The following is a 24,606-nucleotide window of genomic DNA, read 5'->3' on the forward strand; positions in this document are numbered from 1 at the left end:
ATGACAGCAAGCTCAACTCCTCAAGTGATAGTCGTGGGCAGTGGAATGAATTCCTTGATGTGTGCAGCCTTGTTGGCAGTACGTGGAAAATCAGTCCTCGTTCTTGAGCGAAATGACCGCTTAGGGGGCTGTATCCGCACTGAGAATTTGTTTGAGGGCTATACCCACGATTTACTTTCTTGCTGGTACTCCTTATTTGTTGGTAGCCCTGGGTACCAAGAGCTCGAACCCTATTTAAAGCAGTATGGATTAGAATTTGCTCAATGTGATTATTCAACGGGGTTAGTGCAACCGGATGGTCAATCGATTGCGTTAAAACGGGATATTTCTGAAGCGGCTAAGCAACTCGACCAGTTGGCTCCGGGAGATGGCCTTGCATTTCGTAAGATGGCGGAACAGCTATTTACGCAAGATGCAGCGCTTACATTTGGCCTATTAGGGCAAAACCCATATAGCGCCAATATGCTGAAATTATTATTTCCAGAATGGCGAAAACGTGGAGTCGATGGCTTGCTTGATTTTGCAAAAGCAGGAATAGAAAGCTTTCGCCGTTGGTCAGAACGTGAATTACAGCACGACTTTAGCCGAGCTTTGATGGCGCCATGGGTATTACATACCGGACTTGGGCCGGATGAAGCCAGTTCTGCATTAATTGGGAAATTAACCTTTGCGGCGGTGGTGGCTGGTGGTATGCCAGTGGTGAAAGGCGGCAGTGCTCGTATCGTGGAGGCTTTTGCGAAGGTTATTGAAGTGCATGGTGGCCAGTTAAAAACGGGTATGAATGTTGAAAAAATCATCACTATAGGTGAGGGGAGAAACCAACGAGCAACAGGAGTGATGGCGAATGGGCAAATCATTGCTGCGTCTGAAAGCGTAGTTTGTAACGTTACCCCAACGCAGCTGTATGGGGCATTACTCGAAAATACTTCACTGCAAGTGAGGGAAAAAGCGAGAGGTTACCGTTATGGGCGTGCGGGGATGCAAATTCATTTTGCTTTAAGCGCCCCTCCCCCTTGGTGTAATCCTGAACTGTTAAATGTACCACTGGTTCATTTCACTGAAAGCATGGAGCAAGTGTGTTTATCGGTGACACAGGCAAATAATGGTTATTTACCAGATAAACCGACATTTGGTATTGGCCAACCTACCGCGCTCGATCCCAGTCGAGCCCCAGAAGGAGGGTGGATCTTATGGATCCAAATGCAAGAGTTGCCTCGAGTGTTAAAGGGGGATTCTGCTGGTGAAATTTCAGTACCGGATGACGGGGGTTGGGATGAGCAAGTGCGAGAGGCTGTTGCAGATCGAATTCAACAGCGCTTAGAGCTGGTAATGCCTGGCTTTTCTAATTTGATAGTGGGGCGCAAGGCAATTTCTCCCGCCGACCTAGAAAATTATAACTGTAACCTTGTTGGTGGTGACCCTTATTCAGGAACTTGTTCACCTGATCAGTTCTTCTGGTTGCGGCCTTTTGCTGCGACTGGCCAGACGAAAACGCATCAAACCGCAGTCAAAAACCTTTTTCATATTGGCGCCTCAACGCACCCCGGTCCCGGTTTGGGTGGTGGTTCAGGTTACCTTGTTGCACAAAAATTAGCAGTCAAACGCAGGACATAATAAATCAGCAAAGGATTTGTGACTTAACAGGTAAAGCACACACAGTAAGCAACCCACTATGGCAGGAAACATGATGAAAAAAACAACAATCGGTAAGCTTGTAGCAGGTTCGTGTCTCAGCATATTTTCGTTTGGTGCGATTGCCACCGAAGGTGGCGGTTTAGGGGTATACCCCGATGGGCTAGAAAACTTTATGTCAGGTGCATTGCCACCACAAGGGGTACATGTACTGGTGTATGGTGGAAATGCGCATTATGACAGTATTCGCGATAACAAAGGCGATAAGATCCCTGTTCCGGGGTTTAGCGTCAATGTGAATGTACTCGCTCCTCGACTTATTTGGGTAACTGACCAAAAAGTCTTTGGTGGTGATCTGGCTTTTCATACGATTGTGCCATTATTGGATGTGACTGCAAAAGCGGCTGGGCAAAAAGATACTAGCCGCGGCCTCGGTGATATTACATTTGGCCCCGCATTAGGGTTTCATCCATCAGCCGATTTGCATTATGTGGTTGGGCTAGATGCGTATGCTCCAACAGGTAAATACAGCAAAACAGACCCATCAAGTTTAGGTAAGAATTATTGGGCGCTGCAACCAGTTTGGGCAATCAGTTATATTCCACCTGTTGGTGTAAATGCGGATTTGAAGATGATGTATGACTTTAACTTCCGCAATAACGATACGAAAACACGTTCAGGGCAAGCATTTCACGCTGATTATGCACTAGGTTGGGGGTTCGGCAATGGTTGGGTGGCAGGTATTGGGGGCTATGCATTTTGGCAAACGACAGATGATAGCGGACCAAATTCAGCTCAAGGAAAAGCTCGAGCCTATTCTATTGGGCCTTCAATTCGCTATGCTAACCCGCAAGGGTGGCTATTTACTGCTAAATGGGAAAAGGATTTTGAAGTCAGAAACCGTCCAGAAGGTTCCCAAATTTATTTGAAGGCATCGATACCTTTTTAAACACGTTTGTATATCAAAACCCCATATTGGTATTACATAACAATATGGGGGGTATTTCTAAGAAAGTGATGATTGGGAATTTAGGCTTTTTTCATACTCTGACTTGGAGTTTCACCATAGCGTTGTTTGTAATCTGCACTAAAGCGACCCATATGGGCAAATCCCCAACGTAAAGCTACCCCAGTGACGCTAGTTGCTTCCCCTGAAAGGAGCTCTGCTCGAACACGTTCCATCCGTAAATCACGTAGATACTGCATTGGGCTGATATCTAAGAACTCTTTAAAACCAGCATATAAACTGCGTAAGCTGACGCCTGCAATATGAGCTAGCTGCTCAACAGTGATAGGTTCATGGGCGTGTGCTTCTAAATATTCTTGCACTCTGCGTACGTGACGAGGACGAATTGTTGACCTTCGCATGCCTGAGTCTTCGATATAATTATGGCCTTGGGTAGAAAGTAAAGTGACAGAAACCAATTGTTCAACTTGAGTCGTGATCAATTTATGTTGTAAGAGATCGGGCGCGCGAGTTGCGCATTCAATCAGGTAATTCATTAAAGTGCGCCATGCAATGCAAGATTGCCAAGCAAAACCCAACTCAAAAACTAACGGTTTATCTAAAGTATGCCCTAGTTGGCCTACTAAGGATCTTTCGAGTAAAGAACGGGAAATACGTAACATAAATTGATCGTTATCGCTATTCCAACGCATTATTGTTGATTCTTCAGGGCTAAGAAGTGAGGCCATCTGAGGAGTTGATTCAATACATTTTCCACCACTTTCGATGACTGCTGTACCTGATAGAGGCATTTGAACCAAAAAAAAGTCCTGTAGTTGCCCTGGAATAATGGAGACATCGGCACCATAGCGTAAGCGGCTTAGAGAAATATCCCCCATAGGAATATAGTGCATACGAGCATCAAGGCGTTGATGTGGATTAAGTAAGTTAAATTGATGTGGCTTCATGACTCGACCAACCATCGATTTAATCTCTTCAGGGTCAGCTGAGGTAAATAATAAACGCTCTGAAGAACAGAGCTGATTTTCAATCTGAGATGCAGATGAATGGGACCACGAGTTGCTCAACATCGGAGGTTCCTCCAAAATGATTTGCCAGCCCTGCTTTATAGAATAACCAAAATAGGGCCCGACTAATATTGCTTGTTATGTGTTTTTCTCAGTAAATTCAATTTATTATAATATTTTGCAATGACTTATTATATTAGGGAGGAATGCTTTCCATTTAAGTCAAATGAAGCCTTCCTTTTTGTTAACATTTTATTGACTATTTTTTAACTAGTCATGAGTTGAACATAACATAAACAAATTTTCTTACCTAGATAAAAACATGCAGAAACTATCCTAAAACTGCAAAAAAATAGAAACTATGCGGTTGTTGTGATAGCGATAACAATATAAAAAATAAAGTTATTTTTATTTCAATAACAGTAAAATATATATGATTTTTCATATTAAATTTTATGTTTACCTATCTTTTTCTTATTTAATTAATGTAATGCTCTAATTAATTATTTTATGGCGATGTTTTTTTCTGATTTGTTTGCTTTTGTGAGGCCTATTTTCTATTTAAACATGCTATTCAGTATTTTTTATTTATTTTATTGATCTTTTTTTTCTACGCTATTTGGCGGAAAAACTAATTTTCTAGTTGTTTTAACTCACTATTTGTCCCTTATCTGCAAGCCTTATCCACTCTCTGCATAAATCTAATTTACATGATTAATCATGGATTGACCTGTTATTAACAAAAGATATACAAATAATAAACACAAAAAAGATAAAAACGTTCTGATGTTGATTGGTGAGGTTAAAATGGCTGAGCGATCGTTTGTACAAGAAGTTCAAAAATTACGGCAAGGGCAAGGTGAAACCTTCAGTGGTGAAGGGATCCTTGCTGTTACAAAAGCGCTATTAGAGTCGGGTGTATCTTATGTTGCGGGATATCAAGGTGCTCCTATCTCCCATTTGATGGATGTCCTTGCTGACGCACAAGATATTTTATCTGAATATGGTATTCGCTTTGAAAATAGCGCAAGTGAAGCAACTGCAGCGGCAACCTTAGCAGCCTCAGTTAATTATCCACTACGTGGAGCTGTGACTTTTAAAGCAACAGTGGGGACGAATGTCGCATCTGATGCCTTAGCTAACTTAGCTTCGGGTGGTGTGTTAGGTGGTGCTTTAATTATTGTTGGTGAAGACTATGGTGAGGGCTCTTCTATTATGCAAGAGCGTAGCCATGCTTTTGCGATGAAATCGCAGATGTGGTTGCTTGACCCTCGGCCCAATTTACCGTCTATCGTTCAAGCCGTGAAAGATGGTTTTGAGCTCTCTGAAGCCAGTAATACACCCGTTATGTTACAAATGCGTATTCGTTCTTGTCACGTTCACGGGCAATTTGTTTGCGCAGATAATCAGCGCCCTAAATTTACCGTCAAAGATGCGCTTGAGAACCCAACTCGAGACGTCAGTCGCATAGTATTACCCCCTGCTAGTTTCTTACATGAAAAAGAAAAAATTGAAGCTCGCTGGCCCGCTGCAATTAAATTTATTCAACAACATGAGTTAAATGAATTTTTTTCAGAAGACTCGGATGATGTTGGAATTGCGCTACAAGGCGGTTGTTACAACACGTTGATCCGCGCATTAAATCAGCTAGGGCTAGCGGATGTTTTTGGTAATAGCCAAATTCCTTTATATGTGATGAATGTGGCTTATCCATTGATTGACGATGAATTTGAACGCTTTTGTCGTCATAAAAAAGCCATTCTAGTTTTGGAAGAAGGCCAGCCAAATTTTGTTGAGCAAAATGTGGCGAATATTTTGCGTCAACGCAAGATTGATATTGCCCTGCATGGTAAGGATATGCTGCCAATGGCGGGGGAATATAATACTGCAACAGTGCTTGCGGGTTTACGTTCGTTTTTTGAATGCTATGGAAAGATAGCTCCACAAGTCAAAGCGGCTGCAAAACAGATTCGTATTCCAACGATTAATATTGCCACTCAAAAATCTGAAGAATCTTTACCTGAATACGTGAATGCAGCAGAGCCAACATTAGATGAATCTGTCCATGCGCGCCCACCAGGGTTTTGCACAGGTTGCCCCGAAAGGCCTATTTTTACTGCGATGAAGTTGGTGGAGCGTGAATTAGGCGAACATCATGTGAGTGCGGATATCGGCTGTCATTTATTTTCTATTCTACCGCCCTTTAATTTGGGGAATACCACCATGGGCTATGGGCTAGGAGGCGCAGGGGCTGCGGCTTTGAATGCAAAGGCTGGGAAACGCGCGATTTCAGTGATGGGAGATGGGGGGTTCTGGCATAACGGTTTAACCAGTGGTATTGCCAATAGTGTTTTTAACCGTAGCGATAACTTAACTATTGTGGTTGATAACAGCTATACCTCTGCGACAGGAGGGCAAGATATTCTCTCTTCGACAGCGTTGAATCCAACCCGTAGTACTGGTCATGAAATTGAAAAAGCGGTGAAAGGGGTGGGTGTTAATTGGGTGAAAACCATTAAACACACCTATGACTTAAAAACCATGACAAATACGTTACGTGAAGCTTTAACAACCGATGAGCAAGGGCCCAAGGTTCTGATTGCGCAAAGCGAATGTATGTTGAACAAACAACGCCGCGAAAAGAAAAAAGTGCGTAGTGATGTTGCCGCAGGCAAACGAGTGGTACGTGAGCGTTTTGGTGTCGACCCTGATACCTGTACCGGGGATCACTCTTGTATTCGTTTATCTGGTTGCCCGTCTTTATCAATTAAACCAAGCCAAGACCCATTAAGAACAGACCCGGTTGCAACAGTGATGGATAGCTGTGTCGGTTGTGGGCTATGTGGTGAAGTCTCTCACGCTGCTGTCTTGTGCCCTTCTTTTTTTAAAGCTCAAATTATTACTAACCCTAATGGCTGGGACAAATTGCGTCATCGTGTACGCGGTTGGTTTATTGGCTATTTACAGCGTCGTGACGCACGTCGTCGTGAACAATTTAGTTTCTAAGGGGGATGCATGAATTCTTTATCAACTGCATTACCATCAACAAAAGTCGCATTACAGCCGATTAAAATTGCCATTTTAGCCATGGGCGGCGAAGGCGGTGGAGTACTTGCCGACTGGGTTGTCAACCTAGGTGAAGAAAACGGTTATTTTGCTCAAACGACTTCAGTGCCTGGCGTGGCACAGCGCACGGGGGCAACAATTTATTATGTGGAATTATTCCCAGGTGCTGATAACCCACAAACCCCTTCTCCTGTATTAGCGCTTATGCCGATGCCCGGTGATGTTGATGTTGTTTTGGCCTCTGAGTTAATGGAAGCAGGCAGAGCAGTACAGCGCGGCTTTGTTACCCCAGAGCGCACAACATTGATCAGTTCAACACACCGGGTTTACTCTATCGCGGAAAAATCAGCCATGGGTGATGGGCGAGTCGATAGCCAAGCATTAATTCGCCACACTGCGGCATCTGCGCGTCAGTTTATTCACTTTGATATGGCACAAGCAGCACAAGAAAGTGGCAGTGTGATTAGTGCTGTTTTATTTGGTGCGCTGTTTGGTTCCGGTGTTTTGCCATTTAGCCGCGCACAATTTGAAGAAACGATTGTACGTGGAGGTGTTGGCGTAAAGCCAAGCTTGCGAGCGTTTACATTAGGAGCAGAAAAAGCGGCTAAACCCGAAGATGCATATCAGCCGGAGTCCACAAAGAACACCGTATATTCACCAAAAAATAAGCAGGTATCGCAACTATTAGCTCGTATCCAACATGAATTCTCTCCTCATGTGCAGTATCTCGTGACTGAAGGGACTCGCCGACTTATAGACTACCAAGACCCTGCCTATGCCACTTTATATTTGGATCGCCTCAATAACCTCTTTGCGCAAGATGGCGGGCAAGATGAGCGTTTGCAACGTGCGCTTGCGCGCCACTTAGCCCTTTGGATGTCCTATGAAGACACCATCCGAGTGGCTGACCTTAAAATTCGTGATAGCCGCTTTTCTCGCGTTCGCAATGAAGTACAGGCAAAAGATAATCAATTATTGGAGATCAATGAATTTATGCATCCAAGAATTGAAGAAATTTGCGAAACGCTTCCCAAAAATTTAGGTCGTTGGTTAATGCGTCCACATTGGTTACACAAAGCGCTTCGCAAAATGACCGAAAAGGGGCGCACGATCACTACCAGTTCTTTATTAGGTTTTTTACAGTTGTATCTATTAGCCGCATGGCGAAAAGGCCGACGTTCGACGTTACGTTATCAACTAGAAACGCAGCGTATCGAAAAGTGGCTAGCGGTTGTAATTGAAGCAGCGAAAGCTAACCCTGCACTTGCAACCGAAATTACCCAATGCCAACGCGTGGTTAAGGGGTATAGCGACACTCATGCGAGAGGGTTGCGTAATTTTAAAATCTTAATGGACATCGTTGCGCAGCAAGGGAACAAACTCGCCCCCATTAATTTACGTGAACTACGTGAAGCCGCATTGGCTGATGAACATGGGAAAGAATTGGAAAAATGCCGTCAACGTTTAGCGATGAATTAAGGATAACATCATGAGTTTACTGATATTTACTAAGCCACATAAAATTCATTTTTCGGAGTGTGACCCCGCAGGGATTGTGTTTTACCCCCAGTATTTCGTGATGTTTAACAATTTACTTGAACGTTGGGTTGATGAATTAGTCCCTCAAGGCTTTGCGGGTTACATCATGGAACAACGCTTTGGCTTGCCGACAGTACACCTAGAAGCGGAGTTCAAGGCCATTAGCAAAATGGGGGATAACGTGATGTTAGAGCTACATGTACAGCGTATTGGTCGCAAGTCTCTGACGTTACATCAACGCTGTGTCGGTGTTGATGGAGTACTGCGCATGCAAGTGACGCAAACTTATGTCACGACGTCATTAGAAACGCATCAAGCCATCCCCATTCCAGACGCCTTGTATCAGGCATTAACCGCTCAGCAACCAGTGTAAGTAAAGGAGAAGTTCCATGAATATTGTGTGTATTGGCGGTGGTCCCGCAGGGCTTTATTTCGGGTTGCTGATGAAACTACAGAACCCAAAGAACCGTGTAGTGGTGGTGGAACGTAATCGTCCTTATGACACTTTTGGCTGGGGAGTGGTATTTTCTGATGCCACGCTCAGTAATTTGCGCCAAGCGGACCCTGTTTCTGCTGAAACTATTTCTGCGGAATTTAGCCACTGGGATGATATCGATGTGCACTTTAAAGGTGTATGTAACCGCAGTGGTGGCCACGGGTTTATCGGCATTGGGCGTAAAAAGTTACTCAATATATTACAAGACCGTTGTGTGGAATTGGGGGTGGAGCTGGTATTCGAAACCCAAGTAACGGATGACCAAGCGATTGCTCGTGAGTACCAAGCTGATTTGCTTATCGCTTCTGATGGCATTAATAGTACGGTGCGTACGCGTTATGAAAACGTATTTAAACCAGATATTGACCCACGTCGTTGCCGTTTTGTTTGGCTAGGTACAAAGAAGATTTTTGACGCCTTTACCTTCTTATTCGCCAAAAATGAGCATGGATGGTTTCAAGTTCATGCCTACCAATTTCAAGAAGGGTTATCGACCTTTATTGTGGAGACGACGGAAGAAACTTGGCTTAAAGCCGGTATTGACCAAATGTCTCAAGAGGATGGCATCGCTTATTGTGAAAAACTATTTGCGCCATGGCTTGATGGTGAAAAACTGATTGCTAACGCAGCGCATTTACGTGGTGCCGCAATTTGGATCCGCTTTCCTCGGGTCATTTGTGAAAATTGGGTGCATTGGATGCAGCCCGCTCAAGGTAAAGACGTTCCTGTGGTCTTAATGGGTGACGCGGCACATACCGCCCATTTCTCTATTGGTTCTGGGACTAAATTAGCACTAGAAGATGCTATTGAGCTGTGTGAAAGCTTGAAAACTTCAGGGGGTGATTTACGTAAAGGGCTTGTGCATTACCAGAAGGTTCGCAGCATCGAAGTTCTGAAAATTCAGAATGCGGCACGCAATTCGACAGAATGGTTTGAAAATGTCTGTCGTTATGAAAATTTAGCGCCAGAGCAATTTTCCTACTCTCTCTTAACGCGTTCACAGCGTATATCTCATGAAAATTTGCGCGTGCGTGATGCTGTATGGTTGGAAAACTATGAGCAGTGGTTTGCGGAACAAACAGGTGTGACTTCAAAGGCAAAAGTGCCCCCTATGCTGACACCTTATCATGTACGAGGTATCACTCTTAATAACCGTGTGGTTGCGTCACCAACATTGTTGTATTGCGCTAATCAGGGTATACCCGATGATTTTCATTTGGTACATCTGGGAAGCCGCGCATTAGGTGGTGTGGGTCTAGTGATGACTGAAATGACGGCTATAGCCCCCGATGCCCGTGTGACAAAAGGCTGTGTCGGTATTTGGAATGACGAGCAAGTTACTGCTTGGCAACGTGTGACTGATTTTATTCATCAAAAAACGGATGCCAAAATTGGCATTCAATTAGGCCATGCAGGGCGTCGTGGTTCAACTCAGCGAGGGTGGGAGAAAGAAAATCACCCAATGGATGCAGATAACTGGCCGTTAGTTTCTGCTTCAGCGTTGCCTTATTTACCGAATATCTCACAAACTCCGGTAGAGCTATCCGAGGCACAAATGACTACGGTGATTGACCAATTTGTTGCTGCAGCAAAACGAGCAGAAACGGCTGGTTTTGACTGGCTTGAACTGCAAGCCGGGCACGGTTATCTACTGTCGAGCTTTATTTCTCCATTAACTAATCAGCGTACAGATAACTACGGTGGAACGTTAGAAAATCGCTTACGTTTTCCGTTAGCCATCATTAGTGCTGTGCGTCAGGTGTGGTCAAAACCTTTGAGTGTACGTATTTCATCGACGGATTGGGTGGATGGCGGGACTACGGTTGATGACGCGGTGGAAATTGGCCGTGCAATGAAGCAAGCGGGCGCAGATATGATTGACTGCTCTTCAGGTGAAGTGTCACCGCAACAGCAACCGGTCTATGGCCGGATGTACCAAACACCAATGGCAGACCGTATTCGTAATGAAGCTGGAATACCGGTTATTGCTGTAGGTGCTATTACTGATGCTGACCAAGTCAACAGCATTATTGCCGCTGGGCGGGCGGATTTATGTGCTTTATCTCGGCCATTACTTTCTGACCCTGCATGGGTCTTACATGAATGTGCGCGTTATGGGTGGGAAACTCGTTGGCCGGCACCATATGAATATGGGCGTCAGCAACTCGTTCAATCCTTGAAGTCGCGTTAAAGGCTTTGGCAAACAAAGAGGAAAATAGCATGAATACACACTCCCATGACCAATACCGAGAAAATGTGGCAGGGCGTGCCGATGTGGCAGATACCCCTGAGCTAGTGGCGTATTACCAAGAACTAGATGCGTTGAAGACAGGTGCATTATGGACGGTCGCAAACAAGATTGAACCGTGGCAACCCAAATCAAGCTCAGTTCCTGTGCTGTGGCGCTACCGTGATTTACGCGAACATGTGTTGCGCTCAGTTGAACTGGTGACACCAGAAAAAGCGGGGCGTCGCGTGATCTATCTGAATAATCCCGGCCGCCAAGAAGTGGCTGCTGCAGTAGGTTGGCTATACTCAGGTTTACAAGTCATGCATCCGGGAGAAGCCGCTTCGGCTCATGCCCACTCATCCTCAGCATTGCGTTTTATTATGGAAGGGCGTGGGGCATATACCATTGTCGAAGGGCAAAAAATGATGCTAGAAGCCAACGACTTTGTACTGACGCCGAATGGGACATGGCATGAACACGGCGTTTCGGAAGATGGTTTACCTTGTATCTGGCAAGATGGATTGGATATCCCGTTAGTCAATGCCATGGAAGCTGGGTTTTACAAAGTGCATCCTGACTTACATCAAACACAAACACGACCTATCGATTACCCCGTTGGTATGTGGGGAGGAACCGCATTACGTCCTCACGATATCGGCTGGGATAAACCTTATTCACCATTATTTAAATACCAATGGGGGCCAACCTACGAGGCGTTGTGCCGTGCAGCGAAGGCAGCGGATGGCTCAGTATTTGATGATGTTTTGATGCACTACACTAACCCGCTCACAGGAGGACCTGTGATGCCAACCATTGGAGCGAGTATGCAATTACTGCGTCCGGGCTTTGTTGGTAAAGCTCATCGCCATACGGGAAGTTTTATTTATCAAGTAGCGAAAGGGCAAGGGTACTCCGTGATCAATGGGCAACGCTTTGATTGGCAAGAGCGTGATATTTTCTGTGTGCCATCGTGGATGTTCCATGAACATGTGAATACCTCACAAACCGAAGATGCTTGTCTGTTTTGCTTTAATGATTTACCCGTAATGCACTCTTTGGGGCTCTATTATGAAGAGGCTCTAGTAGAAAATGACGGTCACCAGAAAGTCGTTACCTAGGTGAGTATTATATTTCTTATTGATTAATATAAATAATTTTATTATTCCAATTTACGTGAAGAAGTGAGTGAGGCAATCACCTCATTCAAGGAGAAAGAAAATGCGCTTAATAACTTATCGTTCTGATGTGACCGCGGCAGCCCGTTTAGGAGCAGTTGTTAATCAACAAGTAGTGGATTTAGCCCTTCTGGCACAAGAGCAAGGGCTGTACTTGCCTGATAATATGTTGGACTTTATCGATTTAGGCCCACAAGGTGTGCGTGTTGGTACAGAACTTCTGAATACATATCAAGGGCAATTCCCAGCAGGGACTGCATGGCCTGTACAAAATGTGAAAATTTTGGCGCCGATACCTCGCCCACGTAAAAATATTTTTGGTATTGGCTTAAACTATGTTGAACACGTGGCGGAATCCAGCCGTACATTAGACACCTCAAAAGATCTTCCAAAACAACCCGTTATCTTTTCTAAGCCCCCAACCACAGTGATTGGGCCGGGAGATGCCATTGAACATAACGCCAAAATTACCCAACAATTAGACTGGGAAGTGGAGTTGGCGGTGATTATTGGCACTCGTGCGAAAAGTGTCGTGGCAAAAGATGCTCTTAATTATGTGTTTGGCTACAGCTTGATGATTGATATGAGTGCGCGTGATTGCCGCCGTGCTGGGCAATGGATTTATTCTAAAGGGCAAGATACCTATGCACCATTTGGGCCATGCATTGTCACTGCTGATGAGATTCCAGATCCTCATACCTTAGATTTAAGCTTGAAGGTGAATGGTGTAACCAAACAATCCTCAAATACACGCCACATGTTATTTAATGTGAATACATTGATTGAAGATATTAGCCAAGGGATCACATTAGAACCAGGTGACATTATTGCAACAGGCACTCCTGAAGGGGTAGGGGCGGGAAGAACACCTCAAGAATGGGTCTGGCCGGGGGATGTGATTGAAGCATATGTTGAGAATATTGGTGAATTGCGCCATCCAGTTGTCGCCGTTTAAGGGGGAAGTATGCTTAATTTGCAGACGTTTAAAGCCGCTGCGGTACAAGCCGCTCCGGTGTTTCTCGATACCAATGCTACGGTAGATAAAGTTTGTCGTTTAATTGAAGAGGCGGCGGATAACGGAGCGAAATTGGTTGCATTTCCAGAGGTTTTTATTTCTGGTTACCCTTATTGGAGTTGGGTGATGAACCCGATAGATGGCAGTCCATGGTTTGAAAAACTGTGCAAATCTGCCATTGAAGTCCCAGGGCCTGAAATACAAAAAATTGCTCAAGCTGCCGCACGCCACCACATCAATGTTGTAATTGGTGTGAATGAGCGGAACCCTAATGGAATCGCTACGTTATATAATACATTAGTGACGATTTCTGATGAAGGAAGAATTCTGGGGCGCCATCGTAAATTAGTCCCAACATGGGCAGAAAAACTGACGTGGGCAAATGGAGATGCCTCTTCACTAGAAGTTCATCAAACCAGTATTGGGCCTCTTGGGGCGTTGGCCTGTGGGGAAAACACCAATACATTGGCGCGTTTTGCTCTATTGGCGCAAGGCGAGTTAGTCCATATTGCGAGCTATATCGCCTTACCCGTTGCACCAAAAGACTATGACATGGCCGAAGCGATTCGTTTACGCGCATCTGCCCACTGTTTCGAAGGCAAAGTTTTTACGATTGTTTCCTGTTCGACAGTGTCAGAAGAGATTATGGATGCAATGTCTGCAACTCACCCAGAAGCACGTGAGTTACTGGCTCGGCCAAATAGCGCTTTCTCAGGAATTATCGGGCCTGATGGACGAGTTGTAGGCGAACCATTGGTTGACAAAGAAGGGATTGTTTACGGTGAAATTGATTTAAATCGCTGTATTCAACCACGACAAATGCATGATATTACAGGGCATTATAACCGTTTTGATATCTTTGATTTACAGGTGAACCGCCGGCCATTAACGGCAGCACGTTTTCACGGTAATGGGCAAGAAGATGAAGCTTTAAATGTATTTCCAGAATCAGGTGAGTCATTTGGGGAGAGGGAGATATGAGTTTAGCACGTACATATCGTATTGGGCAGATTGTCCCGTCATCAAATACCACGATGGAAACAGAAATTCCGGCTATATTACGGGCAAGAGAAGCTCTGTTTGCGGATCGCTTTACCTTCCATTCAAGCCGTATGCGTATGCAAAAAGTTACCAAAGAGGAGCTGGCAAAAATGGACTCCGATAGTGACCGCTGCGCTATTGAATTGTCAGATGCTGCGGTTGATGTGCTGGGATATGCCTGTTTAGTTGCGATTATGAGCATGGGGAAAGGTTATCATCGCATTTCAGAAAAACGTTTGTTTCAACGTACGGTAGATAACGGCCATCCAGCACCTGTAGTGACTAGCGCTGGGGCATTAGTTGACGGCTTACATGTAATGGGCGCTAAAAAAGTGTCTATTTTAACGCCTTATATGAAGCCGTTGACGCAGTTAGTGATTGATTATATCGAAAGTGAAGGCATTGAAGTGGTAGATAGTATTTCATTGGAAATTCCAGATAATTTAGATGTGGGCCGGCAAAACCCATTAGCACCAGTGGAAATTACGAAAAAACTCAATACCCAAGTAGATGCAATTGTGGCTTCTGCATGTGTGCAAATGCCTTCGCTACCCTCAATACAATTAATTGAAGACCGAGTTGGTTTACCTGTACTGTCTTCTTCGGTGGCGACGACCTATATGATGTTAAAAAAGTTGGGTTTAGAAACTCGTGTTGATGGGTTTGGTTCATTGCTAAGTGGAAAGTTTTAGCTGAATTATCGCCGACTTCTGCTACTCTTGAGGGGTTGTAATCAAATGCAATAATTCAAGATGTTATCAAGGGGAGCGAATGGCAAACTCAAAGGTTTTTGTTGATAATTATTTGCCTGCCCTATTGGGGCAGGCTTGGATGTTGGTTTCATCTGAGTTTCATGCCATTGTTGAAGAAAAAGGTTTGTCAATATTAGAGTGGAGAGTGTTATCCACACTAGCAGGTAATGGCTCGATGGGGATTACAGAGCTCTCACAAAAAACAGTCAGTAAACAACCGACAATTACTCGCGTACTACAACGGCTAGAACAGCAAGGGCACGTGGTTCGCCACAGTAACCATAATGGTAGTGATAAGCGCATAACACTTGTCAGTGTGACATCAAGTGGAATGTCACTAGTTGATGGTTTACTTATTGCAGCTCAGCAACACGAAGAAGTTGTTTTAGCTCCCTTGGGGCTACGTAAAAGTAAGATTCTTAAGCAAGTGCTACAAGAATTAATTGAGCGGCATAGTATAGAAAACACCAATACTGCAGATAAAAGCACTTCCGATAAAAATAATGAAAAAAAGCTAAAAAGAAAAAAATCAGGTAGCCTAAATTTATCTAAAGAAACAACAAAATAGTCGATTAATGATGGTTTAGTTCTATTTTTGATGGCAATACATAACTTATTATTGATATTGCGTTTAAATATTTATTTATCAAATAGATAAATAAGTTTCTTATGGGGCATTTAAGTCAGTGGTAATTTTTGCAACCTGATGATAGATAGGCTATTTCTTAATTTTATTATTTTTGTATCGATTGATTAATTGCCACTTTACATTGATTCATTTTATCTATTTACTTCATAACTGATAATTAATGATTAGCTAAACATGGAGCAATCAATGTCAGTAGTGACACTTGTACTCGTTTTTTTATTAGCCGTTGTTGTGAGCGTTTTTGTTTCACGACTGCTCAAAGATATTATTCCATTACCCCTGATCCAGATAGCACTAGGGGCTGGCTTGTCTTTATACGGTTTTACAGTTGAATTTGAGCCTCATCTATTTCTATTTTTATTTATTCCTCCTTTATTATTCCTTGATGGATGGCGTATCCCTAAAGAAGCCTTATTTCAAGAAATTAAACCGATCATGTCGCTAGCCATAGGTTTAGTGGTTGTAACAGTGATTGGTATGGGCTTCTTTATACATTGGTTAATCCCAGCCATTTCTTTAGCTGTTGCCTTTGCGTTAGCAGCCATTTTATCGCCAACGGATCCCGTTTCCGTGTCTGCCATGACTGTCAATTCCCCATTGCCATCTCGAATGGCGCATATTTTGGAAGGGGAGTCATTGTTGAATGATGCAACGGGTCTGGTGTGCTTTAGTTTTGCAGTGGTCGCTGCGTTAACAGGTACATTTTCCCTTGCTTCAGCGGCTGGGCAATTTGTATTAGTGGCATTTGGCGGAATTTTAATTGGTTTGCTGGTGGCTTGGGCAATTGGCTGGTTAAACCAACTGCTCGTTAAGCGTACTGGGGAAGAACCTGCAATTCAAATTATGATCAGCTTACTGATGCCATTTACGGCTTATTTATTAGCTGAACATTTGCATGTTTCCGGTATTTTAGCGGCAGTAGTTGCTGGTATTGCGATGCACTATGAAAAAATTGCAGGTCGCATGCAAGCTGCTACACGTATGCAAAGTAAAGCGGTGTGGGATACGGTACAAACTGCGTTGAACGGGATGATTTTCATTTTGTTAGGTGAACAGTTACCGGGTATGTGGACAAATATGCCTGCTGTAGCAGAGGCCGCGGGTGCGAGCCATCCTTGGATGCTGTTTGTTTATGTGGCGATTATTACCGTGGCATTGGCAGTTTTACGGTTTAGCTGGGTGTGGATCTCGATGACTTTAACCGTCTTCCATAAACGCCGTCGCGGTAAAGAAGCAGATGTTATGCATATTCGTATGATGGCAGTAATGGCGACAGCGGGTGTGCGCGGAGCGATTACGTTAGCGGGTATTTTAACGTTACCTTTATTGATGCCAGATGGTTCATTATTCCCGAATCGTGACGTGGCTATTTTCTTAGCGATGGGGGTGATTTTATGCTCATTATTGATTGCCAGTATCGCACTGCCTATTTTAACGAAAGGGTTAGTACAAGACTTACCTTATGATAATGACGAAATTCGAGCGCGTTTAGCTTTAAATGAAGCCGCGATGGCACATTTACGTGAATTAATGAACCACCCATCGGATGATATGGATGAAATTGCTATGCGTACTGAAGTTGGGGCGCAACTATTAGAAATTTATGGCAGACGACTCGATAATTCGGATGAAACTGAGTCAGATGTCTATGATTTACATAAGATGATTAATATGGAACGCGAAATGTCTAAGTCGGCGTTAAAAGCGAAACGCGACGCGTTATATCAAATGCGTAAAAGTAAAAATATCAATGAAAGGGTGTATCACCGTTTACGTGATGAACTTGATTTAAAAGAAGAGACTCTGAATCACCATAAAAATGGTAAACATTAATTAGCGAAAACAAACGACCTGAATTTATTCAGGTCTTTTGTTATTGTAATTCAACTGAATTTGACGGCTTGTATTGAGTTCTGATAGGTTGGTTACAATTCAATTTAGGAAATTTATATGTCACAGGTTGTAGCAAGCTTAAGCATTATTATTACCATCACATAGTGGTGGGGATAAGCTACATCCTAAACCCGCCAGATAAGGCGGGTTTTTTGTCCTTATCTGGTTAATTCTTCAGTAAGGAACTATTTATGAATTTAACAGAAGCATCTCCATTATTAAAAAAACAACCTCGTTTGCATTTTCTTTGTGGGAAAATCGCTTCTGGGAAATCGACATTAGCGAAACAACTGGCTAACCTCCCTCGTACTATTTTGCTCTGTGAAGATGAATGGCTTGCCGCCCTTTATCCTAATGAAATTAATGAATTGGCTCACTATGTCGAAAAAAGTGCTTTAGTAAAACAGGTATTGGAAGACCATATTAGGCAATTAATACAGGCTGGGAATAATATCGTGATGGATTTTCCTGCCAACACACCAATACAGCGTCAATGGTTAATGTCTTTGGCGCAATCATCTGATGTATCTTATGTATTTCATGTATTGCAGGTAAGTAATGATGAGTGTAAGGCAAGGCTTGTTGCTCGTAATTTAGCAGGGGAAAACCCATTTCAAACATCTGAAACGCAGTTTGATTTAATTACGGCACATTTTTCTTATCCAACAAGTAGTGAGCGGTTAATCTGTAAATTTTATCCATAAAGGTAACATATCTGAGTAATAAACTTATGGAGGAGACTTATTACTCAGATTTATGGTCACTTAGGTCGATACATTTTGAGGTTTTGCTGCTGTTCAATCCAATAGTAATCAGCTGGCCCTCCAGCACGCAATAGTGGTTTCTGGCTAGCACAATTATATAAGCCATTATTCAAGGCTGATTCATCAATATGCACCATGACGACTTCTCCCATCACCATCCAAGTATCCAATAGTTGCCCATCTGCCCGTTTAAGTTGCTGATATTGTGTGACAACACATTCCATTGAAACGGGTGTTTGAGCGATACGAGGCGGTGAAACGAGTGTTGAAGGGAGGGTGGATAGCCCCGTTAATACAAATTCGCTTTCACCATGTGCGAGTGTGGCACTACTCATATTTACGTGTTCACCGAGTGAAAGCGTAGCAAGGTTATAAACAAACTCCCCTGTTTCGATGGCATTAGTTACTGAATCTTTTTTACCAACACTCGAAAAGGCCAATATAGGTGGTGAATAATTGAAAATATTGAAAAAACTATAAGGAGCTAGATTGGTTCTACCTTTACTATCACAGGTTGATATCCAACCAATAGGTCTAGGACCAATGAGTGATGGGATAGGATCATGGGGTAGCCCGTGACCCTGCTGTGGTTGGTAACTATAAAACTTTGCTATCATTTTGGAGTCCTTTTTAACGTTACTTTAACGGATATTTGAACAAGGTGTTAGGTATTTAAATAATAAATGCTATTAATGCATAAAGAATGCAGTAAGTGGATATTCTATTTTTAATTTTTCTTATATTAACGTTTGAGGATATAACTTAATATAATAATATTAAATTAAATAGTAATTGATGATTATCTTTATTTTATTTATGAGCTTTAGTATTGACTTTATTGCTTAACTCTATTTTTGTGTAAATCCAGTGGATTGATTTATTTTAATTAGAAGCTTTAATTTATTCTTTTAATTTCGTTATTTTCTGCATGTTAATATTTTTATATTTAATTAATTCGTCTTGCTATTATCTTGATTTATTTGTCTTTAACCTTTTGATTTTTAATATTTATTGTGTGTGCATCTAAGTTATATTACATGGGTTATATAATTTAATAGGAAATAGCTATCAAATTATATAAGTTCGATCGATACAAACGTATTTACAGAATTAATTAATAAACCTATATTTAAATTAAATTATTCTCTATTTTTATTAGATGTAAAAATAAACTGATTCTTAAGTTCGTAACGAGTCATTTAAAATTTCACATGGGAGTTTTATTCATTGGAATTAATATGATAAAAACAAATGCGTTATTACGTCGGGATGTTGGGTTATTTTTAAGACAAGCCAGAATTGATAAATCATTAACAGGGTACCAACTAGCTAAAATACTAAAAATAAGTCAACAACAGGTTTCTCGTTATGAGAGAGGGGAAACAGGTATTAATGTTGAAGTATTGAATACTCTTTTGGGCGTATTAGAAAGAAATTGGCTAGAATTTTTTTTCAAAGTCCTAGTGAATCATTCGAATGAAATTGCAGATATAAGAATACAAAATGAATTTTTTAATCTCATCGAAAGATCACTTTTCTACTATTATGGGGAATCAAAAAAAAGATAATTTTCAATTGGGTATGTGGTTGGAGTAAAAAATCACTCATATGGTGATGCTTAGTTTTATGTCCTCTTTAATTGAATTAAATATCGAAATTAGATTTACGCTATTGAATATTTAATGGCGTATTTATTGTAGTTTAATTTTTTAATTGAAAGGAAAAATATATGCAATTTACCAAATTAAATATTGCACCCTATTTATCAAAATCATCTCGGTTATTTATTTTTACTGCATTAATAGCTGGTATTTTTTCAACAAATTCTGCTGCCGACAACACAGGTACAGTTGATTTCGAAGGTGTCGTTGTTAGTACTCCTTGTAATATAGCGCAATCCTCACTAAAGCAAGTTATTGATTTTGGACAATTATCTCGTCGAGCATTGGAAAATGGTCGCGTGGCTGAGGTGAAATTTAATATTGAATTTACTGGGTGTGATTTCACTGACTTTGATATTGATACAGCTGGAAAACCTATTGCTGTTAAATCAATGGAATTAGTGTTTACAGGGCAAAGCTATGCGGATGCAGCAAATACTTTACTTTCTACTTCTGCGGGTAATACCAACAATGTAGGAATTGGTATTGATGGATTTGAGTTTGGAAAAGCTAAAGATGTGCTTTCACGTATCATCAATAAAAAAGGAGATAACGTATTATCTTTCAAAGCGTTAGCAAAAGCTGTTGATACAACGAAAAGTGTATCGGAAGGTAAGTTCAGCGCAGTAACAAACTTTCGTATTACCTATCAATAACTAAATGGTTTAACCGCCAGAATTGACTGGTGGTTAAATATTGATTCGCTAGAGGGGGGGGCATGGTTAGTTATCAAAGGGTTATGAATATAATAGTCTTGTCGATAATGCTTATTTTTAGTATTCACTCATATGCAGACCCCAAAATTATTAAGCCCTACAACGTCAATGCAAGAACATTACTTAAAGGCAGTGTTATCGATGCGCCGTGTTCAATAACGTTGAAAAATCGCTATCAAACTATTGATTTTTCTTCTTTGGCTCTCGCTTTTTTGTCAAATAGCTTGCAAAGAGAAATGCATGATCAGCCTTTTATTATTGAGCTACAAGATTGTGGTAGTGCTTATTCAACCATTGACCTAAAAACATGGAAAATACGCTTTGTCGGCCAAAGTGCGCAATATATTGATGCTTTTACGCTACAAGGTGCTTCCGAAGGGCTAGGCGTATCGGTATTAGACAATTCAAAAATACGATTACAGCCTAATAAGGTTTATTCATTATCTGACAATGTGTTGTATCAAGATAAATCAGGATACAGCCTTTTCCTTCGCTATTTCTTACGTTTGGAATTAACCGGACAGCCGATTCAAGCGGGCCATTATTACGGGCTGATCCGCTTTTTCATCGATTACCAATAACACGCACGAAGAATATGTTTTTATGAGCTTCATTTTGAAGATGAACTCTTATTGCATTTAATCTGGTATAGCTAGGATGGTATAGAGCATGGTGTTCAAAACTAACGAAAAATTGAAGCTAGCTTGGCTCATTGCTTTTCTGTTACCGAGTTTTATAGGATGGAAAGCATTTGCAACTGAATTTAATACAGATGTTTTAGATGCAGATGATATGCAAAATATTGATATGAGCCAGTTTTCGGTAGCAGGGTATACGCTACCGGGGGATTATGTTTTTACTCTCTTTGTTAATGGGCAACGTTTAGGGGCACCCCGTAATATCTCCGTTTATGAAAATAAGCCAATTGCAGGTGAATCAGCCCAAGCGACACAAACTATTTGTATTCCTCCTGATATCCTTGAGTTAATTGGGTTAAAGCGTTCTGCGATGGAGAAAGTGACACTTTCTCATAGTGGAAAATGCCTCGATTTTTCTGCGCTATCAGGCGTTCAAACAGCCATAGAGCTCAGCACCTTATCGCTGAAAATGACTATTCCGCAAATATGGATGGAATATCGCGACCCTTACTGGGTTCCTGCTAATTTATGGGAAGAAGGAATAGGTGGCGCATTTATTGATTACAATGCGAATATTTCTGCAACCAAAGAAACGAATAGTAATCGGCAAATCTATTTATCAAGTAATGGAATCACTGGGGTAAATTGGGGGGCTTGGCGCCTACGTGGTGATTACAGTACATCTTATCAGAAGCAACGGGGTGATTATCCTCAAGAAAAACATGACTTTGATTTTACTCGTCTTTATGCATTTACTTCATTGAAAGATAGTGCCTCAATCTTTACGTTGGGAGAAAATTATTTTTATTCGGATATCTTTGAATCTTGGCAATATACTGGTTTTTCTTTAGAAAGTGATGACCGCATGCTACCGCCTAAATTAGTGGGGTATGCACCTGAAATTATTGGTGTTGCAAATACTAATGCGATTGTAATTGTTCGCAGCCAAGAACGCATTATTTCTGAAACGGCAGTGCCTCCTGGACCATTTCGTATTCAAACACTTGATAGTGGGATCCGTGGTGTATTAGATGTGACTGTGCGTGAAGAAAATGGGGAGGAGAGCAAGTTTAGTCTTAGTACAGCTTCGTTACCTTATTTAACACGTCCCGGACGCGTTATTTATAAAGTCGCAATGGGAAAGACGCGTTATGACAATCGGCATTTGACAGGTGAGCCTGTTGTAAGTGGTGAATTATCATATGGTGTTTCAAATGCATGGTCATTATATGGAGGAACTCAACTTAATGGTTATTACCAAAGTGCAGCATTAGGGATCGGACGGGATCTTTTTTCAATAGGCGCGGTTTCTTTTGATATCACACAATCTTTTGCCGATTTTTCAGATAAAAGACGCCAAGGCCGCTCTTATCGCGTTAATTACGCAAAATCTTTCGATGAGCTACGCACAGATATTACCTTTGCAGGCTACCGTTTTGCCGACAAAGAATACCGAACACTAACGCAATTTATGGATGAAGAGAGAATAGGTTATGGTACTCAGGCAGCAAAAGAAAATTATCAATTATATTTAAATAAATATTTTGATGATTTTAATATTTCTCTTAATTATCAATATAGTACTTATTGGCAGCACGACTCACAAACGCAATACGGTTTATACATTAATGCGCCTTTAAATTTTCCTCTTCTGTCCCAGAATGCCGCAAATTTATCATTATCAGCAACTCGTACTGAACGAGACAATGGCAATGAAGAAGATGCAATTAATCTCTATCTCACAGTACCATTATTCCGCGGTCATAGCATCACATTTTCTGAACTCTACTCACGGTCAGCGGGTAATAATCAATTTAATCATCAGGTTGGCTATAGTGGTTATGGGGAACAAGATAATTACAATATCAATGTTGGTTATAACCACGGCCAACATATTGATAATCAAGTGAGTTTGAGTGGCTTTTATTCACGAGATATCTCTCAAGCAAGTACATCTATAAATGCGAGCTATGTGCCTGATCAATACCACAGCATTGGCGGGTCAATCAATGGCGGGCTTACATTAACCTCGAAAGGGGCGGCATTGCACCGATCAGCGCACGGTGATACACGACTTATGGTTGAAACCCCCGACGTGAGCGGTATTCCTCTCGATAATGGGGTGATTAAAACCAATGCATTTGGGTTGGCTGTTATTCCCAATGTGAATAGTTATCGAAAATCAACAGCTTCAATTAATACCAGCCAGTTACCCGATGATATCGAAAGCCTCGATCCCTCGACAGATATTACGTTAACCAAAGGTGCCATAGGCTATCGCAGCTTATCGGTGATGAAGGGGCATAAATTATTTGTTGTTTTTGCTTTGTCAGATGGAAAGCACCCACCTTTTGGCGCCAGTGTACGTAATAAAAATAACCAAGAAGTAGGGCTAGTGGGTGAAGGCGGTGTGACGTGGCTAGTGGGGGTATCACCTCAAGAAAAGTTGTCGTTGTATTGGAATAACCAGCCACAGTGCGAGTTATCTCTACCTGAAAAATTAAATGAGCTTACGGATTTGTTGTTGCTGCCATGCTCTTCAGCCAAAGCGGTCCGTTCAGTTTATTCATCATCAAGTAAATGATTGTGAGGCTAATTATGTGGAAGTTAGATATTTGTTATCAATGGATTGTGAGAGTACTGCTTGTCATACCTATATTATCATTTAATACCTACGCAGCAGTGACCCTGGATCGAACTCGGATTATTTTTCCTGGGGATGTGAAATCGATTAATATCAAGATAACTAATGATAACCCAGAAGAGGCGTATCTCGCACAAAGCTGGATTGAAGACCAACAAGGTAAGAAGCTAACAAAAGGAGCGTTATTGGCTACGCCGCCACTACAACGCGTAGAGCCGAATAGCCAAAGCTTAGTTCGCTTGAGTCTGACGCCTTTATTTAGTCAGTTACCGCAAGATAGGGAATCCGTATTTTATTTTAATTTGCGAGAAGTCCCGCCTAAATCTCATGATGCGAATACCTTACAAATTGCTTTGCAATCGCGAGTGAAGCTTTTTTATCGACCTCCGTCCATTTTAGCCAAGTCAGAAACAAACTGGGCACATAAGGTCACATTAATGAAAACGAATAAAGGGTATCAGCTCAATAATTCAACTCCTTTCAATTTGACGGTTATTGGCTTGGGTAATAACCAAAAACAGTCGGAACAAAGCCAATTTGAAGTGGTGATGGTGCCGCCTAAATCGACTCAAGAGTTTATTTCCCAGCCACTAACAAGACCTCATTTAACCTATATCAACGATTATGGCGGAAAACCGACTTTGGCTTTTCATTGCCAACAAGACGTTTGCACAGTGGTGGATGAATATTAGTTAGCTGAGGGGGATATACGCCTAGCATC

General features: G+C 41.9%; 20 protein-coding genes. 18 read left to right on the forward strand and 2 right to left on the reverse strand.

The window, feature by feature from the left end; all coding sequences use genetic code 11:
- Both P3L40_RS02375 and P3L40_RS02380 read left to right on the forward strand, forming a co-directional pair.
- The gene (locus P3L40_RS02375; RefSeq protein WP_210852953.1) at positions 1-1,614 is read left to right on the forward strand and encodes a phytoene desaturase family protein; all 1,614 of its coding nucleotides are present in this window, start codon (positions 1-3) and stop codon (positions 1,612-1,614) included.
- A gap of 73 nt (positions 1,615-1,687) precedes the next feature.
- Positions 1,688-2,581, forward strand: coding sequence for a transporter (locus tag P3L40_RS02380; protein WP_226617121.1), 894 nt, complete (start codon positions 1,688-1,690; stop codon positions 2,579-2,581).
- Between the two features lie 80 nt (positions 2,582-2,661).
- Here the strand turns inward: P3L40_RS02380 and P3L40_RS02385 are convergent, their stop codons facing one another.
- Positions 2,662-3,669, reverse strand: a complete 1,008-nt coding sequence (locus tag P3L40_RS02385) for an AraC family transcriptional regulator (RefSeq protein ID WP_036958341.1) — start codon at positions 3,667-3,669, stop codon at positions 2,662-2,664.
- A gap of 744 nt (positions 3,670-4,413) precedes the next feature.
- Here P3L40_RS02385 and P3L40_RS02390 point away from each other — a divergent pair.
- The 11 genes from P3L40_RS02390 (at position 4,414) to P3L40_RS02440 (ending at position 18,166) form a co-directional block, all read left to right on the forward strand.
- Positions 4,414-6,612, forward strand: a complete 2,199-nt coding sequence (locus P3L40_RS02390; protein ID WP_094961459.1) for an indolepyruvate ferredoxin oxidoreductase subunit alpha — start codon at positions 4,414-4,416, stop codon at positions 6,610-6,612.
- 9 nt (positions 6,613-6,621) lie between these two features.
- Positions 6,622-8,151, forward strand: coding sequence for an indolepyruvate oxidoreductase subunit beta family protein (locus P3L40_RS02395; protein ID WP_196732224.1), 1,530 nt, complete (start codon positions 6,622-6,624; stop codon positions 8,149-8,151).
- Positions 8,152-8,161: 10 nt separating this feature from the next.
- Positions 8,162-8,584: an acyl-CoA thioesterase gene (locus P3L40_RS02400; RefSeq protein WP_094961443.1), complete on the forward strand. Its 423-nt coding sequence runs from the start codon at positions 8,162-8,164 to the stop codon at positions 8,582-8,584.
- Between the two features lie 16 nt (positions 8,585-8,600).
- Positions 8,601-10,898 carry a bifunctional salicylyl-CoA 5-hydroxylase/oxidoreductase gene (locus P3L40_RS02405; RefSeq protein ID WP_136134389.1) on the forward strand — a complete coding sequence of 766 codons (2,298 nt, stop codon included), beginning with the start codon at positions 8,601-8,603 and terminating at the stop codon, positions 10,896-10,898.
- 29 nt (positions 10,899-10,927) lie between these two features.
- Positions 10,928-12,055 (forward strand): cupin domain-containing protein, encoded by a 1,128-nt coding sequence (locus P3L40_RS02410; RefSeq protein ID WP_136134390.1) that lies wholly within the window; start codon positions 10,928-10,930, stop codon positions 12,053-12,055.
- A 100-nt stretch (positions 12,056-12,155) separates the two neighbouring features.
- Positions 12,156-13,067: a fumarylacetoacetate hydrolase family protein gene (locus P3L40_RS02415; protein ID WP_004261092.1), complete on the forward strand. Its 912-nt coding sequence runs from the start codon at positions 12,156-12,158 to the stop codon at positions 13,065-13,067.
- Positions 13,068-13,076: 9 nt separating this feature from the next.
- Positions 13,077-14,108, forward strand: a complete 1,032-nt coding sequence (locus P3L40_RS02420) for a carbon-nitrogen hydrolase family protein (RefSeq protein ID WP_136134391.1) — start codon at positions 13,077-13,079, stop codon at positions 14,106-14,108.
- Positions 14,105-14,860, forward strand: a complete 756-nt coding sequence (locus P3L40_RS02425) for an Asp/Glu racemase (RefSeq protein WP_136134392.1) — start codon at positions 14,105-14,107, stop codon at positions 14,858-14,860. The genes P3L40_RS02420 and P3L40_RS02425 overlap by 4 nt, the downstream gene beginning before the upstream one ends.
- 79 nt (positions 14,861-14,939) lie before the next feature.
- Positions 14,940-15,488, forward strand: coding sequence for a MarR family winged helix-turn-helix transcriptional regulator (locus P3L40_RS02430; protein WP_004261083.1), 549 nt, complete (start codon positions 14,940-14,942; stop codon positions 15,486-15,488).
- Positions 15,489-15,755: 267 nt separating this feature from the next.
- Positions 15,756-17,402: a Na+/H+ antiporter gene (locus tag P3L40_RS02435; RefSeq protein WP_036958339.1), complete on the forward strand. Its 1,647-nt coding sequence runs from the start codon at positions 15,756-15,758 to the stop codon at positions 17,400-17,402.
- Positions 17,403-17,653: 251 nt separating this feature from the next.
- Entirely contained in the window at positions 17,654-18,166 is a 513-nt protein-coding gene (locus P3L40_RS02440) for an AAA family ATPase (RefSeq protein ID WP_004261079.1), read from the forward strand.
- A gap of 56 nt (positions 18,167-18,222) precedes the next feature.
- Here the strand turns inward: P3L40_RS02440 and P3L40_RS02445 are convergent, their stop codons facing one another.
- Entirely contained in the window at positions 18,223-18,843 is a 621-nt protein-coding gene (locus P3L40_RS02445; RefSeq protein WP_004261076.1) for a flavin reductase family protein, read from the reverse strand.
- Between the two features lie 621 nt (positions 18,844-19,464).
- On the opposite strand from P3L40_RS02445, the gene P3L40_RS02450 reads away from it, so the two are divergent.
- The 5 genes from P3L40_RS02450 (at position 19,465) to P3L40_RS02470 (ending at position 24,577) form a co-directional block, all read left to right on the forward strand.
- Entirely contained in the window at positions 19,465-19,794 is a 330-nt protein-coding gene (locus tag P3L40_RS02450) for a helix-turn-helix domain-containing protein (RefSeq protein WP_036958338.1), read from the forward strand.
- A gap of 161 nt (positions 19,795-19,955) precedes the next feature.
- Complete coding sequence (locus P3L40_RS02455; protein WP_004261070.1) at positions 19,956-20,543, forward strand: fimbrial protein; 588 nt, start codon at positions 19,956-19,958, stop codon at positions 20,541-20,543.
- A gap of 62 nt (positions 20,544-20,605) precedes the next feature.
- Complete coding sequence (locus tag P3L40_RS02460; protein WP_136134393.1) at positions 20,606-21,184, forward strand: fimbrial protein; 579 nt, start codon at positions 20,606-20,608, stop codon at positions 21,182-21,184.
- Between the two features lie 88 nt (positions 21,185-21,272).
- Positions 21,273-23,825 (forward strand): fimbria/pilus outer membrane usher protein, encoded by a 2,553-nt coding sequence (locus tag P3L40_RS02465; protein WP_136134394.1) that lies wholly within the window; start codon positions 21,273-21,275, stop codon positions 23,823-23,825.
- Between the two features lie 14 nt (positions 23,826-23,839).
- Positions 23,840-24,577 (forward strand): molecular chaperone, encoded by a 738-nt coding sequence (locus tag P3L40_RS02470; protein ID WP_036958337.1) that lies wholly within the window; start codon positions 23,840-23,842, stop codon positions 24,575-24,577.
- Positions 24,578-24,606: the final 29 nt, after the last annotated feature.

Origin of the sequence: Providencia sp. PROV040, from assembly GCF_032706145.1 — a bacterium.
Lineage (GTDB): Bacteria > Pseudomonadota > Gammaproteobacteria > Enterobacterales > Enterobacteriaceae > Providencia > Providencia hangzhouensis.

Coding starts and splice junctions, on each gene's coding strand:
- P3L40_RS02375 (WP_210852953.1), top strand. CDS start 1: ATGACAGCAAGCTCAACTCCTCAAGTGATAGTCGTGGGCAGTGGAATG.
- P3L40_RS02380 (WP_226617121.1), top strand. CDS start 1,688: ATGAAAAAAACAACAATCGGTAAGCTTGTAGCAGGTTCGTGTCTCAGC.
- P3L40_RS02385 (WP_036958341.1), bottom strand. CDS start 3,669: ATGTTGAGCAACTCGTGGTCCCATTCATCTGCATCTCAGATTGAAAAT.
- P3L40_RS02390 (WP_094961459.1), top strand. CDS start 4,414: ATGGCTGAGCGATCGTTTGTACAAGAAGTTCAAAAATTACGGCAAGGG.
- P3L40_RS02395 (WP_196732224.1), top strand. CDS start 6,622: ATGAATTCTTTATCAACTGCATTACCATCAACAAAAGTCGCATTACAG.
- P3L40_RS02400 (WP_094961443.1), top strand. CDS start 8,162: ATGAGTTTACTGATATTTACTAAGCCACATAAAATTCATTTTTCGGAG.
- P3L40_RS02405 (WP_136134389.1), top strand. CDS start 8,601: ATGAATATTGTGTGTATTGGCGGTGGTCCCGCAGGGCTTTATTTCGGG.
- P3L40_RS02410 (WP_136134390.1), top strand. CDS start 10,928: ATGAATACACACTCCCATGACCAATACCGAGAAAATGTGGCAGGGCGT.
- P3L40_RS02415 (WP_004261092.1), top strand. CDS start 12,156: ATGCGCTTAATAACTTATCGTTCTGATGTGACCGCGGCAGCCCGTTTA.
- P3L40_RS02420 (WP_136134391.1), top strand. CDS start 13,077: ATGCTTAATTTGCAGACGTTTAAAGCCGCTGCGGTACAAGCCGCTCCG.
- P3L40_RS02425 (WP_136134392.1), top strand. CDS start 14,105: ATGAGTTTAGCACGTACATATCGTATTGGGCAGATTGTCCCGTCATCA.
- P3L40_RS02430 (WP_004261083.1), top strand. CDS start 14,940: ATGGCAAACTCAAAGGTTTTTGTTGATAATTATTTGCCTGCCCTATTG.
- P3L40_RS02435 (WP_036958339.1), top strand. CDS start 15,756: ATGTCAGTAGTGACACTTGTACTCGTTTTTTTATTAGCCGTTGTTGTG.
- P3L40_RS02440 (WP_004261079.1), top strand. CDS start 17,654: ATGAATTTAACAGAAGCATCTCCATTATTAAAAAAACAACCTCGTTTG.
- P3L40_RS02445 (WP_004261076.1), bottom strand. CDS start 18,843: ATGATAGCAAAGTTTTATAGTTACCAACCACAGCAGGGTCACGGGCTA.
- P3L40_RS02450 (WP_036958338.1), top strand. CDS start 19,465: ATGATAAAAACAAATGCGTTATTACGTCGGGATGTTGGGTTATTTTTA.
- P3L40_RS02455 (WP_004261070.1), top strand. CDS start 19,956: ATGCAATTTACCAAATTAAATATTGCACCCTATTTATCAAAATCATCT.
- P3L40_RS02460 (WP_136134393.1), top strand. CDS start 20,606: ATGGTTAGTTATCAAAGGGTTATGAATATAATAGTCTTGTCGATAATG.
- P3L40_RS02465 (WP_136134394.1), top strand. CDS start 21,273: ATGGTGTTCAAAACTAACGAAAAATTGAAGCTAGCTTGGCTCATTGCT.
- P3L40_RS02470 (WP_036958337.1), top strand. CDS start 23,840: ATGTGGAAGTTAGATATTTGTTATCAATGGATTGTGAGAGTACTGCTT.